General features: G+C 73.8%; 14 protein-coding genes. 6 read left to right on the top strand and 8 right to left on the bottom strand.

The features are described 5' to 3' along the window. Window positions 1-32: 32 nt before the first annotated feature. The 4 genes from J116_RS03710 to J116_RS03695 form a co-directional block, all read right to left on the bottom strand. Window positions 33-623, bottom strand: a complete 591-nt coding sequence (locus tag J116_RS03710; protein ID WP_023590697.1) for a 3'-5' exonuclease — start codon at window positions 621-623, stop codon at window positions 33-35. Between the two features lie 408 nt (window positions 624-1,031). Then, window positions 1,032-1,655, bottom strand: coding sequence for a TIGR03086 family metal-binding protein (locus J116_RS03705; protein ID WP_023590698.1), 624 nt, complete (start codon window positions 1,653-1,655; stop codon window positions 1,032-1,034). A 30-nt stretch (window positions 1,656-1,685) separates the two neighbouring features. Beyond that, window positions 1,686-2,267 carry a hypothetical protein gene (locus J116_RS03700; RefSeq protein ID WP_023590699.1) on the bottom strand — a complete coding sequence of 194 codons (582 nt, stop codon included), beginning with the start codon at window positions 2,265-2,267 and terminating at the stop codon, window positions 1,686-1,688. Between the two features lie 266 nt (window positions 2,268-2,533). Beyond that, window positions 2,534-4,363: a DUF2075 domain-containing protein gene (locus tag J116_RS03695; RefSeq protein WP_051203982.1), complete on the bottom strand. Its 1,830-nt coding sequence runs from the start codon at window positions 4,361-4,363 to the stop codon at window positions 2,534-2,536. A 1,043-nt stretch (window positions 4,364-5,406) separates the two neighbouring features. On the opposite strand from J116_RS03695, the gene J116_RS30710 reads away from it, so the two are divergent. The 3 genes from J116_RS30710 to J116_RS30700 are packed head-to-tail and all read left to right on the top strand — an operon-like array spanning window position 5,407 to window position 6,364. Then, window positions 5,407-5,637 carry a hypothetical protein gene (locus J116_RS30710; protein ID WP_028964695.1) on the top strand — a complete coding sequence of 77 codons (231 nt, stop codon included), beginning with the start codon at window positions 5,407-5,409 and terminating at the stop codon, window positions 5,635-5,637. 56 nt (window positions 5,638-5,693) lie between these two features. Beyond that, window positions 5,694-5,957 carry a DUF4011 domain-containing protein gene (locus J116_RS30705; protein ID WP_235617304.1) on the top strand — a complete coding sequence of 88 codons (264 nt, stop codon included), beginning with the start codon at window positions 5,694-5,696 and terminating at the stop codon, window positions 5,955-5,957. Then, on the top strand, window positions 5,954-6,364 hold the full coding sequence (locus J116_RS30700; protein WP_023590703.1) for an AAA domain-containing protein: 411 nt from the start codon (window positions 5,954-5,956) through the stop codon (window positions 6,362-6,364). The genes J116_RS30705 and J116_RS30700 overlap by 4 nt, the downstream gene beginning before the upstream one ends. Window positions 6,365-7,141: 777 nt before the next feature. Here the strand turns inward: J116_RS30700 and aceB are convergent. Then, window positions 7,142-8,764 carry a malate synthase A gene (aceB, locus tag J116_RS03675; protein WP_023590704.1) on the bottom strand — a complete coding sequence of 541 codons (1,623 nt, stop codon included), beginning with the start codon at window positions 8,762-8,764 and terminating at the stop codon, window positions 7,142-7,144. 338 nt (window positions 8,765-9,102) lie between these two features. Then, the gene (locus tag J116_RS28240; protein WP_051204039.1) at window positions 9,103-9,879 is read right to left on the bottom strand and encodes a nucleotidyltransferase family protein; all 777 of its coding nucleotides are present in this window, start codon (window positions 9,877-9,879) and stop codon (window positions 9,103-9,105) included. 150 nt (window positions 9,880-10,029) lie between these two features. Here J116_RS28240 and J116_RS03660 point away from each other — a divergent pair, with 150 nt between their 5' ends. After that, the gene (locus J116_RS03660) at window positions 10,030-11,940 is read left to right on the top strand and encodes a serine/threonine-protein kinase (RefSeq protein ID WP_023590706.1); all 1,911 of its coding nucleotides are present in this window, start codon (window positions 10,030-10,032) and stop codon (window positions 11,938-11,940) included. Window positions 11,941-12,233: 293 nt separating this feature from the next. Here the strand turns inward: J116_RS03660 and J116_RS03655 are convergent, their stop codons facing one another. Beyond that, window positions 12,234-12,863 carry a response regulator gene (locus tag J116_RS03655; RefSeq protein ID WP_023590707.1) on the bottom strand — a complete coding sequence of 210 codons (630 nt, stop codon included), beginning with the start codon at window positions 12,861-12,863 and terminating at the stop codon, window positions 12,234-12,236. Further along, window positions 12,860-14,224 carry a sensor histidine kinase gene (locus J116_RS03650; protein ID WP_023590708.1) on the bottom strand — a complete coding sequence of 455 codons (1,365 nt, stop codon included), beginning with the start codon at window positions 14,222-14,224 and terminating at the stop codon, window positions 12,860-12,862. The genes J116_RS03655 and J116_RS03650 overlap by 4 nt, the downstream gene beginning before the upstream one ends. Before the next feature lie 111 nt (window positions 14,225-14,335). On the opposite strand from J116_RS03650, the gene J116_RS03645 reads away from it, so the two are divergent. Continuing rightward, the gene (locus tag J116_RS03645) at window positions 14,336-15,424 is read left to right on the top strand and encodes an ABC transporter permease (protein WP_028964698.1); all 1,089 of its coding nucleotides are present in this window, start codon (window positions 14,336-14,338) and stop codon (window positions 15,422-15,424) included. After that, on the top strand, window positions 15,421-16,167 hold the full coding sequence (locus tag J116_RS03640) for an ABC transporter ATP-binding protein (RefSeq protein ID WP_028964699.1): 747 nt from the start codon (window positions 15,421-15,423) through the stop codon (window positions 16,165-16,167). Before J116_RS03645 ends, J116_RS03640 begins: the two co-directional genes overlap by 4 nt. Window positions 16,168-16,235 lie beyond the last annotated feature (68 nt).

Below are 16,235 nucleotides of genomic sequence, written 5' to 3'. Positions count from 1 at the left end.
CGCAGCCGATGTGCCCGGCCCGGGGCGCGCCGTCACACCCCGGGCCAGGCCATCAGGTTGTTGAACAGCTCCGCCTGCTCGATCGCGTCGTCCAGCGCGTGGTGCGTGTGCGGCCTGCGCGACAGCAGCCCGGCGGGCATGGTCCGCTTGGCGACCGCCCGCAGCGGCAGCCGCGCCTTCGTCGCGTACAGCGTCTTCATGTCCAGGCACCCCGAGTGCCCGAACGGGCTCTCCCCGGTGAACCGCATCAGATACCAGTACAGGAACGTCCAGTCGTACGCCGCCGGGTAGCCGCACATCACCGGCTGGCCGCCCCGGCTCACCTCCCGCACCCAGGCGGTGAACTCCCGCAGCGCCGCCTCCGGTTGTGCGCCCTCGGCGAGCAGCCGCTCCCGGTCCAGCCCGCTCACCGCGAGCGCCTCCGGCACGAACTCCGCGCTGATGGGCCGCAGCTCCCGGTAGAACGTCACCGCCTCCGGGGCCGCCGCCACATACCCGTCGGCATCCTGCCGCCCGGCGACGGCCGCACCGAAGCTCAGCATCGAGTACGGCCCCGGGATGGGCCCATCGGCCTCGACATCGACGGAGACGTACACACTCGCCCGCACACGCGCCTGCCCCATCCCCCCACCCTCCCACGCCCGGCCGTCCAGTCCCCGTCAGGGGTGCACGACCTGGACGGCCTCGGCTTGGGAAACGGCATCCACCGTCAACCCGCGCCCGGCCACAGGCTGACCCGCAACCGGCGACCGGCCGACCCGCGCCCTCCACCGGCCGTCCCGCGACGGGCGGACCTGCCATAGGCGCCCGGCCGACCCGCGACGGGCCGATCCGTGAGGGCCAACCCGCGACCCGCAGCCGGCGACCGGCCGACCCGCCACCGGCGACCGGCCGACCCGCGCCCCCACCGGCCGACCCGCGACGGGCCGACCGCAACCGGCGACCGGCCAGCCGCAACCGCCCATCCGCCGAGCCGCAATGGGCCACCGGCCGAGCCGACAGGCCGGCGTCGGCGTGGGTCGGGCGCGCTGCTACCCCCTACTCGCCCCGCTTCCGGAGCCCGCCTGTGTCCAGTCCGGGCGTCGGCCGCTGAGCGCGATCACCCGGTCCAGCAGCGGGGCGTCGTCCGGTACGGGCACGGGCGGACCGAACGGCCCCTCCCCGGCGACCCGCTCGGACGCGTCCGGCTCCAGGAACTCGTACGCCACCAGCAGTTCCTCCTCACCCGGCGCGTATGGCAGACCGGTCGCCCGCGCGAGGTCCCAGCCGTGCACGAGCAGCTCGTCGAACGCGACCAGCCCGGCCACGGCACCCGGCAGATCGACACCGCCCGCGCGGGTCATGCCCTCCCACGCGTCCGGCTCCCGCCACGCCTCGGCCAGCTCCTCCAGCCGCCGGGGGTACGCGGCCCGCCACCCCTCCTCCAGGACGGGCCGCGCGTCGCCGGGGTCGGTGTCCGTGGTCGGTCCGAACGCCTTGCGCGCCGCGTCGCGGAAGGCGAGGGCGAGCCCGCCGACGTGGGCGAGCAGCTCCCGCACGGTGTAGTCGGGGCAGGGGGTGGGCAGCGCGAGCTGCCGGTCGTCGATCCGGTCCAGCAGCCCGGCGACCCGGCGGGCCGCGGGCGCGAGATCGACCTTCTTCGCGGATGTCTCCATACACCTCCGGACTGTCCGAGGCCCCGAAACTCATCGCCCGCCACCGCCCCCTTCCATCCGCCGCCGGCACTCCTCCGCGAGCCACGGGTACGCCTGGGCGATCGCCGCGTACACGCGGTGCCGCAGCAGCCGCTCCGCCTCGGCCCGCCCGGAGGCGGCGAACAGCCCGTCCAGCAACCGGTCGTACGACCGCAACGCGTTCCTCAGATAGCCCACCTGCCACCGGGCCATCCCCCCGTCGTCCGCCCCGGCCCCGCCGACCTCCCGCCGGTACCGCACCGCCCGGCGCTCCAGCTCCGCGGGCGGCAGGATCGGCACCCGGATCGGCTCGGCGCGCAGCGTGGCCAGCACCGCCCGGCGCCTCCCCTCGGCCGCCACCCGCGCCCCCGCCAGCCCCGCCGCCCCACCGGCCCGCGCGCACACCTGGAACTCCCGGGCCCGCTCCACGGCCTCCACCCGCGCCAGCAGGTAGAGCCGCACCAGCGCCCCGGCCGCCTGCCGCGGACTGCGCCCCTGGACATCCGGCTGCCCCAGCAGATCCCGCACCATCCCGTCGGTCCACCCCCGCGCCCGCAGGCCCTCCAACGACACGAACGTCGTACGGTCCGTCACGACTCCCCCTGGATTCGACTACTCTCAGTGACGAACCTAGTGAACAGCACCCCACTGACAACGCCGCCGCAATCCACAGCGCCGCAGGCCGGATCCCGCCGAGACTCACCCGGGCTCGCCCTCACCGGCCCCGCGCGCAGCACACAGCCGCCACGTGCCGAAGAGCGACCGCAGCCCCCGGCACGACGGCATCTGCCGCCGAAAACCCGCCCAGCAGAGAGCGGAACGGGGCCTCGCGGGGTGCGGGGGCTGCGCGGGACGCGCGCTCAGCCCACGAGCGCGGGCCGTGGATCTCCTGCCAACTCGTGCAGCTTCGCACGGGTCTCCGAGTCCGTGGAGTAGACGATCGTGCCCATCATTCCGCGCGTCAGGAGCACCTTGTACGTGTTCCTGATCAGCAGCCTCACGTCGGAGTCCGGCGTGGACCGCTTGAACGCCGGGTCCTGGGAGGCGTTCCGGTCGGTGACCCAGCCGCCCTCCCGCCACACTAGGTCCGGTCCCATGATCACGCCGCTCCATTCGTACTCGAAGCCCTGGGCGGTATAGACGCAGCCGACCTGTCCGAAGCCCGCGGGGTCGGTGGCCCAGAGAGCGGACGGAGGTGCCCCGGCGACTCCGCGGTCCCCGTAGACGTTCCAAGGGCGCTTCCAGTCGCCGATCACCACGTCGGCGGGGAGCGGCTTCCCCGGGGATGTCTCCTTGCTCCATTTCCAGCAGAAGCCGGCGGACATCCGAGCGCCGTAGCCGAGCGCACGCTTGGCCTCGAGGAACTCTTCCATCTGCTGTGGGCTGTCGGCCACGAGGAGTTCCATCTTCCCGTCGGGCTCCCAGGTGACCGGTCCGCCCTCTTCGAGGCCCAGCAGCCGCAGCACCCACCGCAGGTAGGCGTCGCTTCCCCCGCACCGGAACTGGCTGTCCAGCGGGATCACCGTGCACGGCAGCCCCTTCGCTGCGGCGGCGCCCCTGATCTCCTCGACCCGGCCCATCTCGCCTGGCCGTACGACCTGGTGTTCGTCGAGTAGGAAGACCGGGACCCGCGCGGCGTCGATCAGTTCTTCGACCTGCGGCTTGTCGCTGCGCTGCGCGGCGGGTGTGTACCGGTTCGCCGAGGTCTTCCGAAGACGGTGGGCCTCGTCGCAGACGATGACGTCCAGCGCGTTGCGCTCGGCGGTGATGAAGCTGTTGAAGTACTTGAAGAGTTCCTGCACCTCGCGCTTCCGTGCCCCCGCCACCTTGCGCATCGTCTTGGTGAAGGACTGCGATCCCGTTGCGTGCATCGCGGTACGCCCCTGCCGGTACAGCCCACCGAGCAGGGACAGGGCGATGACGCTCTTGCCGGTCCCGGGGCCGCCGGTGACGACGACGACCTCCTTGCGATCGGCTTGTGCGGCCCTGCGCACGGCACGCATGACCGTCTCGTAGGCCACGCGCTGCTCGTCGAGGAGAACGAACTGCTCGCGCTCCCGGACCTCCTGGGCGGCCACCGCCATCAGCTGCTTCGAAGGCGCGATCTTCCCAGCGAGAAGTTCGTCGGCCGCCACCGCGCCGCTCGCCGCAGCGAGCCGTTCCTGGAGGAAGGCGATGAAAGCGCCACGCCGCTCCTCGGTGAAGAGCCGGCCGCGCTCGCTCTGTCCCACCTCGTCGAGGCCGGCGACGCCGAATTCGGACGCGTTGTTGAGATAGACGGCTCCCGCGATGCGGTGCGGGTGCTCCGCCAGGGCCCCGTTGAACGACGCCAGATAGTCACAGTAACCGCGGACCTGCTCGATGGGGTTCAGTACGGGACGGGTGTACGCGTCGACGCGGCACAGCAGCGGCTCGCCGTCCTCGGGCGCGGCCTGGCTCCACTGCTTGAGCTCGACCACGACGTACGACGGTTCGCCGGTGCGAGGATGCACGCCGGCCAGAACGGCGTCCGCGCGCTTGGACGTCAGCGGCAGGCCGTACTCCAGCAGGACCGTGACGTCGTGGAGGCCCGCCTCGACCAGGACGCTCATCAACGCCGGAAGGCTCCGCTCCCAGGAACGGACCTCGGAAGGGCCGGGCCTGTGCCCGTGCTCGTGCACGAACCGCTCCGTCAGACGCAGGGACAGCATGCCACTCAACCCCTGGGCGGCGGCCACGGCGACGGAATCACGAATCAAGGCAGGCTCCAGGAAAGCGCGATATGAGGCGTGCGGGTGGAGGCGTGTCCTGAAGGGAAGCCCGGCGGGCCGCATGAATGGATACGTGGGACATTATCCGGGTGTGCAGGGCAGGCTCCTCTTGGTGACGGATTCCAGGCAGCGGGCACCGCCCGGAACGTGGGGTCGGAACGGTTTCACCGCCTGCGAAGCGTGAGCAGGGCCCGCAGGAGCACGCCGAACTGCCTGATGATCTGCGGCCGGTCGGCCGGTCGGCCGAGCGGCTGCCGGACAGTGCCGACTTGAACATGCTGTGCGCCGTGGCGCAGTACACGGCGTAACAGATGGTGGCGGCGATCGCGATGGCGACGACGGCGCCGACAGGGGAAGTGAGCACAGAGGAACCCTTTGGTCGAGTCCCGGAACCCCAGGGAGACGAAACGATTCGCCTGAGTCCGGAGGCGAAGATGGTGAGTGGGATGCCTGACTCAGGCGGTGATGTGAGGGTGGCCGTCCAGTGCTGCCGGGCGATCGGCGGTGACTGCGGGACGGCTGAGGGGGATGTGCGGCCCCCGGTGTGACGGAAGGCGGACGTTGCGAGACGCGAACACGTGCACTCTCCTTACGGCGTGGGGGGCTTGCACGATGTCGATGTCGACATCGGAGCCCGGCGGATTCCGTGGAGCAGTGGCGCAACGGTAGCACTCGGTGATCGTTCTGGCCAACGCTTTTCCCTGTCCGCCGTGACCCGCACTCGTCGCGGACCCGGGGGCTGCGCCCCCGTGGAGCGCAACAGGTGCATACCGGCTGACGGATCCCTGGCGTGTCGAGCGGCATGGCCTGATAGGCAGGTGGTCCAAGGGGGGGCTGGTCCGATGGAGCTCCTCTGCGCGTTCCGCTCAGGAGGATTCCACCCCAAGCCCCGTCAGCCGCACCACACCTCCACAGCATTGAGCGACCATGGCCTCGATCGGCTGAAAGCCGTACTCGAGGACTGGCGCCACTCACTGCTCGACATGGGCGGTCGCAACCGACTGCTGAACTTCCGTCACTCCCGGACCGCGACGCTCGAACTCACCGCGCCGCGTGCCGTGGAACTCCTGGCGGGGCTACGCAAGGGCTGGGGCTTCGCCGAGGTCGTCGAGGTCGAGGGGACGCACGGGACGGGAGAACTGCCAGGTGGGCACGACCGCCATGGACTGGTCACGCAGAAGACCACGCAGGCGGGTCTCGACGGCTCCTTGTAACAACTGCGCCGGAAGGCGGGCCAGATGGCCTGTGGGTGTTGCGGCTCGGGGTCGGCATGCTCGACTGGCGTGAGGAGGGCGCGCAGAAGATCAGTTCGGCGCCCCTGCTTCTGGTGCCGGTGGAACTGCGCCGCGGCAGTGACCGGCGCTGCCGCCTGCACCCGGCGGACAACCAGGAGCCTCTGCACGATCCGGCGCTCTCGGTGAAGCTCGACTGGCTCGGGGTGGATTGGAACGGGGTGAACGGCACGGATGTCTCCGGTGTGTCCGCGGTGATCGAGGCGGCCCGCGCGGTAGCGGACAGGACGGCTGGGCCGTGAAGGAGCGCGTCGTCCTCGGGCTCTTCGCGTCCCACCGCGAAGCCAAGTACCAGGATCTCCAGCAGAACCAGGAGCGCATCCTCGGCCACCCGCTGGTCAGGGCGATAGCACTCGGACCCGATGCGGAACTCCCGGACGATGTCGCCGGCTTCGAGCCTCCCGACCCGGACCGCATCGACGAGGTGCAGATGCCGGAGCGGACACCGCTCGTCCTGGACGCCGACGCCTCGCAGCGGCAGTGTGTCGGCGCCGCACTGGACGGGCGGTCCTTCGTGATGAGCGGCCCACCCGGTACCGGTAAGAGCCAGACCATCACCAATATGATCGCGGCGCTCATGCACGCGGCAGGAGCGTCCTCATCGTCAGTGAGAAGGCCGCCGCCCTCGACGTCGTCCGCAACCGGCTGAAGAGCGTCGGACTCGCCGACTTCGTCATGGCTATCCACAGCGGTGACACGAGCAAGAAGGCCGTCGCCGCCGAACTGAACCGGGTCCTCACGACCGAGGCGCGGGTCACAGGAGCAGCCGAGCACGAACTCGCCCGAGCACGGCAACTCCGCGAGGAACTGTCCGCCTACTCCGCGGCCATGAACCAGAAACGCGAACCACTGGACCGGACCCTCCACGACGCACTGCGCCGCCTGGTGCGGCTGCGGCCCGGAGGTGTACAGCAACGACTTCCGCTCGGGTGCGCTGGCCGACTGGCTCGCCCGGGTCGGCGGAGGCTCGGCCCCGGGCCCGTACACGGCGGACGAGGTGGTGAAGGCGCTGAGCCGTGCCGGGGACCCACGCGCCCTGGCGGCGAGCCGCCTGCTCGGCACGCCGGTGACGCCGACGGTCGGCAGCCTCCAGGCCTGGCTGCGGAACGCGGTGCTGGAACTGGGCGCGCAGGGCGGCCTCGCCGAGCCGAGGCGGGCGCGATCCTCCAGGCGTACTACCTCGGCGGCGGCGCCAACCACCACCAGGTGGCCGTACGCCCTCTACCTCAGCCGCGCCACGTACTTCCGCCGCCTCCGCCACGGCCACGAGTCCCTCGCCACCCGTCTCACGGCAGCGGTCACCGCAGCGGTGACCGCCACGGCCCACGCCCCCGGGCCACGGCCCGGGCATGACCGCGCCCCCCGGCGCTGTGCGGTGCCGGGGGGCGGGGGTGCCCCGGGGTGGGGCGGTCGGCCGGTGTGCGGGTCAGCCGACGAGCTGTTCGTACGCGGGGAGGGTGAGGAAGTCCGCGTAGTCCTCGTCCAGGGAGACCTTCAGCAGCAGGTCGTGGGCCTGCTGCCACTTGCCGGCGGCGAAGGCCTCCTCGCCGAGTTCGGCGCGGATCGCGGCGAGTTCGTCCGCGGCGACCTTGCGGGCCAGCTCAGGGGTGGCCTTCTCGCCGTTCTCGAAGACGACACCGGCGTTGATCCACTGCCAGATCTGCGAGCGGGAGATCTCCGCCGTCGCCGCGTCCTCCATCAGGTTGAAGATGGCGACCGCGCCCAGGCCCCGCAGCCAGGCCTCGATGTAGCGGATGCCGACCTGCACGGCGTTGACCAGCCCGTCGTACGTGGGCTTCGCCTCCAGCGAGTCGATCGCGATCAGGTCGGCGGCCTTGACGTCGACCTCCTCGCGCAGGCGGTCCTTCTGGTTCGGCCTGTCGCCGAGGACCGCGTCGAACGACGCCATCGCGATCGGCACCAGGTCCGGGTGAGCCACCCACGAGCCGTCGAAGCCGTCGCCGGCCTCGCGGTCCTTGTCGGCCTTGACCTTCTCGAACGCGACCTTGTTGACCTCGGGGTCCTTGCGGGACGGGATGAACGCCGCCATGCCGCCGATCGCGTGCGCGCCCCGCTTGTGGCAGGTGCGGACGAGGAGTTCGGTGTACGCGCGCATGAACGGGGCGGTCATCGTGACCGCGTTGCGGTCCGGCAGGACGAACTTGGCGCCCCCGTCGCGGAAGTTCTTGACGATGGAGAACAGGTAGTCCCAGCGGCCCGCGTTGAGCCCGGAGGCGTGGTCGCGGAGCTCGTAGAGGATCTCCTCCATCTCGTACGCGGCGGTGATCGTCTCGATGAGGACGGTCGCGCGGACCGTGCCCTGCGGGATGCCGACGTAGTCCTGGGCGAAGACGAAGACGTCGTTCCAGAGTCGCGCCTCCAGGTGCGACTCCGTCTTCGGGAGGTAGAAGTACGGGCCCTTGCCGAGGTCCAGCAGGCGCCGCGCGTTGTGGAAGAAGTACAGGCCGAAATCGACGAGGGCGCCGGGCACCGGGCGGCCGTCGCAGACGAGGTGGCGCTCCTCCAGGTGCCAGCCGCGCGGGCGCATGACCACGGTCGCCAGCTCGTCGGCGGGGCGCAGCGCGTACGACTTGCCGCTGCGCGGGTCGGTGAAGTCGATCCGCCGCTCGTACGCGTCGGTGAGGTTGAGCTGGCCGAGGATCACGTTCTCCCAGGTGGGGGCGGAGGCGTCCTCGAAGTCGGCGAGCCAGACCCTGGCGCCCGAGTTGAGCGCGTTGATGGTCATCTTGCGGTCGGTCGGACCGGTGATCTCCACCCGGCGGTCGTCCAGCGCGGCCGGGGCCGGGGCGACCCGCCAGCTGTCGTCCTGCCGGATGTGCGCGGTCTCCGGGAGGAAGTCGAGCGTGCTGGTGCGGGCGATCTCGGCGCGGCGCTCGGCGCGGCGGGCGAGGAGCTCGTCACGCCGGGGCGTGAACCGCCGGTGCAGCTCCGCCACGAAGGCCAGGGCGGCGTCGGTGAGCACCTCCTCCTGCCGGGGCAGGGGCTCGGCATCGACGATGGCCAGCGGAGACGGCGCTGGTGCGGACATGAGCTGTCACTTCCTTCAGCGGGGCTTGGCGGGGCTTGGCGGAGCTTCGTGGTCTTGGGGGGCTGAGAGCGGGTCCTGGCGGTCTTGCGGGCCTGTCCGTTCCGCGCGCGGTGGCCGTACGGCTCGACGACCGCCGAGGCGCAGCCGGCGGGCCCGTCCGCGCGTGGCACGGGGTGCCGCATGAGCCGCGGGGCGGCCACGGGCCCCTGTGGGACTGTCCGGTCCTTCTGGTCAGTGGATAGTAGTTTCCTCATAGTGGAAGTTCAATGGTTTGTTGATATCGAGATTCTTCGGGACGACACAACGTGGCGCTCAGTGCCGCGCCATGCACGGCCCGTTCACCCCGTCCCTTCAAGGTGCGCCAGATCCGCCGCCGTGTCGATGTCGTACGGCTCCGCCACGTCCCCGCACGGCACGAGCGTGATCTCCGACTCATGGGCCCGCAGGTACGCCCGGGCCCCCTGGTCGCCCTCCGCGCCCGCCGCCACCTCCGCCCACCGGTCCGCGCCGAGCAGCACCGGATGCCCGCGCCTCCCGCCGTACGACGCCGCCGCCAGCGACCCGCGCCCCCGGTGAGCCCCCGCCACCCGCGCCATCGCCTCCGCGCCGATCCCGGGCTGGTCCACGAGCACCACCAGCACCGCGTCGGCCGTCCCCGTGTCGGCCCCCGCCATGCCCGCGTCGGCCGTCCCCGTGTCGGCCCCCGCCATGCCCGCTCCGGCCGCGCCCGTGTCGGCGCCCGCCGTGCCCGCGCCCGCGCCGGTCGCGCCCGTACCCCCGCCCTCCGTCGACCCGAGCGACGCCAGTCCCGCCCGCAGGGACGAGCCCATGCCCCGCTCCCACTCCGGGTTCTCCACCACCACGCACCCCGCCAGGTCGGCCCGCTCCCGCACGGCCCCGGCCGCCGCGCCCAGCACCACGTGCACCGGCCCGCACCCCGCCGCCCGCAGCGCGGCCACCGCGTGCTCCACCAGCGGCCGCCCCCGGTGATCCAGCAGCGCCTTCGGCCGCCCCCCGAGCCGCCTGCCGCCGCCCGCCGCGAGCAGCAGCCCGGCGACGGGCCCGACGGCCGGTGGCGGCGAAGTGCGGTTTCCCTGCGTGTCGTTCGTCCTCATGGCGTCCATGAAGGAGTGCATACCGCACTCGACGGCGCGTGGAGCCGAGGCGCCCCGCTTGGATAGGGTGCGGGTCCGGCACCGCAACGCCGTTCACGTGACACGTACGCACCGCGCGCGCGGTGAGTCCTTCTCAGGAGACATGGATTGATGAGTGGTGGTCAGCACCATGGGGGGACCGTCTTCCAGCCGCTGGAGGAGGAAGATCCGCGCTCGGTCGCGGGATACCGGCTCGCGGCCCGTCTCGGCGCGGGCGGCATGGGCAAGGTGTACCTGTCGTACACGCCGGGCGGGCGGCCCGTCGCCATCAAGGTGATCCGCCCCGACTTCGCGCAGGACGCCGAGTTCCGGCGCCGCTTCGCCCAGGAGGTGCAGGCCGCCCAGCGCGTCCAGGGCCTCTACACCGCGCCGGTCATCGACGCCGACACGGACGCCCGCGAGCCGTGGCTCGCCACCGCCTACGTACCCGGCCCGTCCCTCGCCGACGCCGTCCAGAAGCACGGCCCGATGCCCGTGGACACGGTGCTGCTGCTCGTCGCGGGCATCGCCGAGGCCCTCCAGGTCATCCACGGCGCGGGCATCGTCCACCGGGACCTGAAGCCCGGCAACGTCCTGCTCGCCTCCGACGGCCCGCGCGTCATCGACTTCGGCATCGCCCGCGCCGCCGACGCCACCTCGCTCACCAGCAGCGGCGTCACCATCGGCACCCCGGCGTTCATGGCGCCCGAGCAGGCCGCCGGCAGCACCGTGACACCCGCGACGGACGTGTTCGCGCTCGGACAGGTCGCCGCGTACGCCGCGCTGGGCAGCCCCGCGTTCGGTGAGGGCACGTCGCACGGCGTGCTCTACCGCATCGTGCACGAGGAGCCGTCGCTGGACGGGCTCCCCGAGCAGCTTCGGGAGCTGGTGTCCCGGTGCATGGCGAAGGACCCGGCGGCCCGCCCGTCCATCGCCGAGGTGCTGACGATGTGCCACCGGGCGAGCGACCAGACCGCGCTGCGCCGCCCCGAGGAGTGGCTGCCGGGCGCCGTCGCCGCGGACATCACCACCCGCGCCGCCGCCCCCGCCCCGGCCGCCGCCACGACCCCGCCGCCGCCCGCCACCCCGCCCACCGGCCAGGCGCAGACCCCCGCCGGTCACGCCCAGGGCGGCCCCGCCGAGCAGGCGCCGGCCGCGGGCCACGCCACCCCGCCGCCCACGCACCCGGCCACCGCCCACGCCGCGCCGTCCGCGCCGCCGCAGGGCTTCGGGCCGCCGCCCACCATGGGCCCGGGCCACGCCCCCACGCCGCCCCCGCAGCCGCACCCGTACACGCACCCGGTCGTCGGCGCCGCCCCGTACGGCCCCGGAGCCCCCGGCGCTCCCGCCCCCGCCGCGCCCGCGCCCGCGCCGAAGCGGAACGGCCGCGCCGTGCTGGTCGCCATCGCCGCCGTCGTCGCGTTCGCCGTCGCGGGCGGCGTCACCGCGTACGCCATCCTGAAGGACAACGGCAAGGAGCAGGGCCCCGGCCAGGCGCAGGGCACCATCTCCGGCGCGCCGAAGCCGTCCGCGGGCGCGGACACCACCGGCCAGGGCGAGGGCGAGCAGGCGGGCCAGGGCACCGGTACGGGCGCCGACGCGGGCGCCGGGGGCGGCACCCCCTCGCAGGGCACCCCCGGCGGCGAGCCCGCCACCCCGCCCCAGCCCGTCGACTACAAGGGCATCGACCTGACCGAGGGGTACGAGCTGTCCCTCGCGGACGACCCGGTGAAGCCCAAGGGCGACGGCGGCGACATCCGGTACAGCATCTCCGGCCTCCACGCCAACGACGCGGGCCGACTGGTGATGCTGCGCAACGGGCAGGAGGGCACGTTGCGGACGTGCCTCGACGAGACCCGCTACACCACCTCGATCGAGGACTCGCAGATGACCAGGGGGTCCCGCGTCTGCCTGCAGAACGGCGCGGGGGACGTCGCCCTGCTGACCGTTCTCGGCTTCTCGCCCGAGAACGACCCCAGCGACTACATCAGCCTCGACGTGACCGTGTGGCGCGGGGCGATGGACGTGGAGCAGTCCAGCTGACGACCCGCACCGCCTCCCGGCTCCCCGGAAGCCGCGTCGCTTCCGGGGAACTGCTGCGGGGTCATGCCGCGGGTCACGCTCGCTGTGGGGCCGGGGCGGCTGAAGATCTGTTACGCCCGGCACCGAGGCCGTCGGCACGAGGTCGTCGGCACCGAGGCCGTCGGCACCGAGGCCCTCGGCACCGAGGCCCGGTCCGGAACCAGTCGGCCCCCACGCGGTCCTACGACGCCGGACCCCGTACGGCCTACCGGCACCAGCTCCCCGCTCGCCCCACCGGGCCGGCCCTCGCCGCCCTACCGGACCAGCCCCCGGGCGCGGGCCTCCGCCACCGCCGCCGTGCGCGACTCGACCGACAGCTTCGCGAAGACGTGCACCAGGTGCGACTTCACCGTCGCCTGGCTGAGGAACAGCCGCTTGCTGATCTGCTGGTTCGACAGCCCCTCGGCGACCAGGCCCAGCACCTCCAGCTCGCGCCGCGTCAGCGCCTGCCCGGGGTCCCGCAGCCGGTGCATCAGCCGGTGCGCGACCGCCGGGGCCAGCGCCGAGCGGCCCGCCGCCGCCGTGCGCACCGCCGCCGCCAGCTCCTCCGGCGGGGCGTCCTTCAGCAGATAGCCGCTCGCACCCGCCTCGACCGCCGCCAGGATGTCGGCGTCCGTGTCGTAGGTCGTGAGCACCAGTACCCGCGGCGCGTCGCCGCCCCGTTCGGTGATCGCCGCCGTGGCCGCCGAGCCGTGCATGCCGTCGGGCCCGAACCGCAGGTCCATCAGGACGACGTCCACGCCGCCCGCCGCCGCACGCTCGACCGCGTCCTTTGCCGTGGCGGCCTCGGCGACCACCTCGAAGCCGGGCTCCGTGTCCAGTACGGCGCGCAGCCCCGCCCGTACGACGGGGTGGTCGTCGGCGAGCAGCAACCGGATCGTCACGCGGCGGCCCCCGGCGCGAGCGGCAGCGGCAGCGTCACCGCGACGGCCGTGCCCTGACCGGGCGCGGACTCCACGGCGAACGTCCCGCCCAGCGACTCGGCACGGACCCGCATCGCCGGCAGCCCGAAGCCGCCGTCCGCCGACGGCACGCACACGGCGGGGTCGAAGCCGACGCCGTCGTCCACCACGTCGAGCGTGACGGACGCGTCCATGAAGGTCAGCGTCACCTCGGCCCGGCAGGCCGCCGCGTGCCGCACCGTGTTCGCGAGCGCCGACTGGGCGATCCGCAGCAGCGCCACCTCGTACGGGGTGGGCAGCGGCACGGGCGTACCGCTCAGCGAGAACCGCACCCGGGGAGCCCGCCCCGGCACGCCGCCCGCCGCGCCCCCGACACGGTCAGACGGCACCCCCGCGCCACCACCGCCCTCCCGGGGCGCGCCCTGTGCGGAGAGCCGCTCCAGCGCGGCGACGAGTGAGCCCCGCTGGAGGTCCGGCGGGGTCAGGGCGCGGACGAAGCGGCGCGCCTCCGCGAGGTTGCCCCGCGCCTCCTCACGGGCCCGTTCGATGTGCGCGGCGGCGGGGGAGCCGGGCGGCAGGGCGCGTTCGGCGGCGCGCAGCAGGAGCTGGATGGACGACAGGCCCTGGGCGAGCGTGTCGTGGATCTCGCGGGCGAGGCGTTCCCGTTCGGCGAGGGTGCCCGCGTGGCGTTCGGCGGCGGCCAGCTCGGCGCGCGTGGCCACGAGTTCGTCGATCAGCTGCCGCCGCCGCTCGTTCTCCCGGTACAGCGCCTGGTACCCGAGGACGGTCGCGACGGCCACGGCAGCGCCCAGCGGCGGCCCGACGAACACGCCCGGGTTGAGGGGCGCCCCGTGGCCGACGTGCGCGAGGACCGCCGCGCCCGCCGTCGCCGCGACCGCGGGCAGAGCCCAGCGCACGGGCAGCAGGCGCAACTGGAGGAAGTACAGGGGGAAGGCGACCCACAGCGCGTCGGGCGTCAGCACCAGCAGCCCGAGCCACGCCGCGCACACCGCGCCCAGCCACGGCCCGGCCGCCCGCGCGCCCCGGACGGAACGTCCGCGTACCGCCGGCAGCGCCGGGCCCGCCGCGTACACGGCGCCCATCACGGCCGCCGCCCCGGTGACCGCCGTCGCGCGCGCCGCGTCCCCGGCGGCCACCGCGCGGACCGCCGCGAGCGCCAGGAGGCCCGCCGTCAGCAGGTGCAGCCCGAGCCGCAGCACCCGCGGGGCGCGCGTGCGGGCGAGGAACCCGTCGGCGAAGTGGACGGCGGCGGCGAGAGGGGCCGAAGCGGCGAGAGGGGCCGAGGCGGCGAGGGGGGCGGAGGCGGCGGTGCGGGGAGACATGACCCGTCCAGCGTAGGCGGCCCGCGCGGGTGGGGCCTCAACCGAAAGTTTGACGTCGTGGCCGTCCGTGGCGCGATGCCGGTCGGGCGGGGCGGCGGCCAGGCTGGGGTCATGTTCGTGGCATGGAGAGATCTGCGGTTCGCCAAAGGGCGGTTCGCGCTGATGGGTACGGTGATCGTCCTGATCACGCTGCTCGTGGGGCTGTTGTCCGGGCTGACGGCCGGGCTCGCGCGGGAGAACGTCTCGGCGGTCACCGGTCTGCCCGCCGACCGGCTGGCCTTCGCGGCGCCGCCGCCCGGGCGTGAGGTGTCGTTCACCGCGTCGGCGGTGCCGGAGCGCGCCTGGCGCACCTGGGCGGCGCGGCCCGGTGTGACCGCCGCCGAGCCGGTCGGCATCAGCACCCTGAACGCCGTCGCGGGCGGGGGCGAGCGCGCCGCGGCGGTCTCCGTGTTCGGTACGCGGCCGTCCGCCGGGGTCGCCCCGCAGAGCGGTCGGCTGGGCGCGGGACGGGCGGTCCTGTCCCGTTCGGCAGCCGATGAGCTGGGCGTACGGCCGGGCGACGCGGTACGCCTCGGCGCGCGGGGCCGGGTGACCGTCGCGGCGGTCGCGGGTGACGCCTCGTACAGCCACACGCCGGTCGTGTGGACGTCCCTCGACGACTGGCAGGGGCTGGGCGGGCCCGTGGAGGGCACGGCGGCGACGGTCGTGGCGCTGCGCGGCGGCGAGGGCGTGGACTACGCGGCCGGTGACCGGGCGGCGGGCACGGAGAGCCGTACCGTCGAGGAGGCCCTGGAGGCCATGGCGTCGTACCAGGCGGAGAACGGCTCGCTGCAGCTGATGCGCGGGTTCCTGTTCGTCATCTCGGCTCTGGTGACGGGCGCCTTCTTCACCGTGTGGACGATCCAGCGCAGCGGCGACATCGCCGTGCTGAAGGCGCTCGGCGCGTCCACGCCGTATCTGCTGCGGGACGCGCTGGGGCAGGCCGTGGTGGTGCTCGGTACGGGCACGCTGCTCGGCACTGCGCTGGCGGCGGGGGTGGGCGCGCTGGTCAGCGGGGACGACGTGCCGTTCGTCCTGGAGCCGCTGACCGTACTGGGGCCGGCCGCCGTGATGGTAGTGCTGGGCGTGCTCGGGGCGGCCCTGTCCATCCGGCGGATCACCGCCGTCGATCCTCTCACCGCGCTGGGGAGCGTCCGATGAGCCTGCTGCTGGACGATGTGACCCTCACCTACCCCGACGGCGACGGCCGGCTGACCGCGCTGGACGGGGTGGGGCTGAAGGTGGGCGCGGGAGAGCTGGTCGCGGTGGTGGGCCCGTCGGGGTCCGGGAAGTCGAGCCTGCTGGCGGTGGCGGCGACGCTGGTGACGCCGGACCGGGGGCGGGTCGTCGTGGACGGCGTCGACACGGGCGCGCTGGACCGGGCCGGCAAGGCGGCGCTGCGGCGGGAGCGGCTGGGCATCGTGTTCCAGCAGCCGAACCTGCTGCCGTCGCTGACGGCGGTCGAGCAGGTACAGGTCATGGCGCACCTGGCGGGGCGGGGGCGGGCCGGTGGCCTGAGCGCCGTGCGGGCTTCTGGGCCCGGGCGGGTCCGGGGTACTGGGCGGGTCCGGGGCTCCGGGGACGCGGCCCGTCGGCGGGCCCTGGAACTGCTGGACGCGGTCGGGCTGGCCGCCGAGGCGGGGCGCCGCCCGCACCAGCTGTCGGGCGGCCAGCGGCAGCGCGTGAACATCGCGCGGGCGCTGGCGAACGAACCGGCGGTCCTGCTGGTGGACGAGCCGACCAGCGCGCTGGACCGGGAGCGCGGCGAGGCGGTGGTGAGCCTGCTGGCGACGCTGGCCCGGGAGCGCGGCGCGGCGACGCTGCTGGTCACCCACGACCCGGCTCACCTGGCCCACGCGACCCGCACGGTCACGGTCCGCGACGGCCGTCTGGCACCCGCCTGAAGCGCCTCGCACCCGCCTGAGACGCCTCGCACCCGCGTGAATACGCGTGGCACACCCGCCTGAGACGC

It is taken from the genome of Streptomyces thermolilacinus SPC6 (genome assembly GCF_000478605.2).
Classification (GTDB): Bacteria; Actinomycetota; Actinomycetes; order Streptomycetales; family Streptomycetaceae; genus Streptomyces; species Streptomyces thermolilacinus.
This window is presented reverse-complemented; position numbering and strand designations above follow the sequence as displayed.

Excerpts from the sequence above, each read along its gene's own strand:
- J116_RS03650 (WP_023590708.1), bottom strand. The coding sequence starts at position 14,224 with ATGTCTCCCCGCACCGCCGCCTCCGCCCCCCTCGCCGCCTCGGCCCCT.
- J116_RS03640 (WP_028964699.1), top strand. The coding sequence starts at position 15,421 with ATGAGCCTGCTGCTGGACGATGTGACCCTCACCTACCCCGACGGCGAC.
- J116_RS28240 (WP_051204039.1), bottom strand. The coding sequence starts at position 9,879 with ATGAGGACGAACGACACGCAGGGAAACCGCACTTCGCCGCCACCGGCC.
- aceB (WP_023590704.1), bottom strand. The coding sequence starts at position 8,764 with ATGTCCGCACCAGCGCCGTCTCCGCTGGCCATCGTCGATGCCGAGCCC.
- J116_RS03705 (WP_023590698.1), bottom strand. The coding sequence starts at position 1,655 with ATGGAGACATCCGCGAAGAAGGTCGATCTCGCGCCCGCGGCCCGCCGG.
- J116_RS03660 (WP_023590706.1), top strand. The coding sequence starts at position 10,030 with ATGAGTGGTGGTCAGCACCATGGGGGGACCGTCTTCCAGCCGCTGGAG.
- J116_RS30705 (WP_235617304.1), top strand. The coding sequence starts at position 5,694 with ATGCTCGACTGGCGTGAGGAGGGCGCGCAGAAGATCAGTTCGGCGCCC.
- J116_RS30710 (WP_028964695.1), top strand. The coding sequence starts at position 5,407 with ATGGGCGGTCGCAACCGACTGCTGAACTTCCGTCACTCCCGGACCGCG.
- J116_RS03695 (WP_051203982.1), bottom strand. The coding sequence starts at position 4,363 with ATGCTGTCCCTGCGTCTGACGGAGCGGTTCGTGCACGAGCACGGGCAC.
- J116_RS03710 (WP_023590697.1), bottom strand. The coding sequence starts at position 623 with ATGGGGCAGGCGCGTGTGCGGGCGAGTGTGTACGTCTCCGTCGATGTC.
- J116_RS03645 (WP_028964698.1), top strand. The coding sequence starts at position 14,336 with ATGTTCGTGGCATGGAGAGATCTGCGGTTCGCCAAAGGGCGGTTCGCG.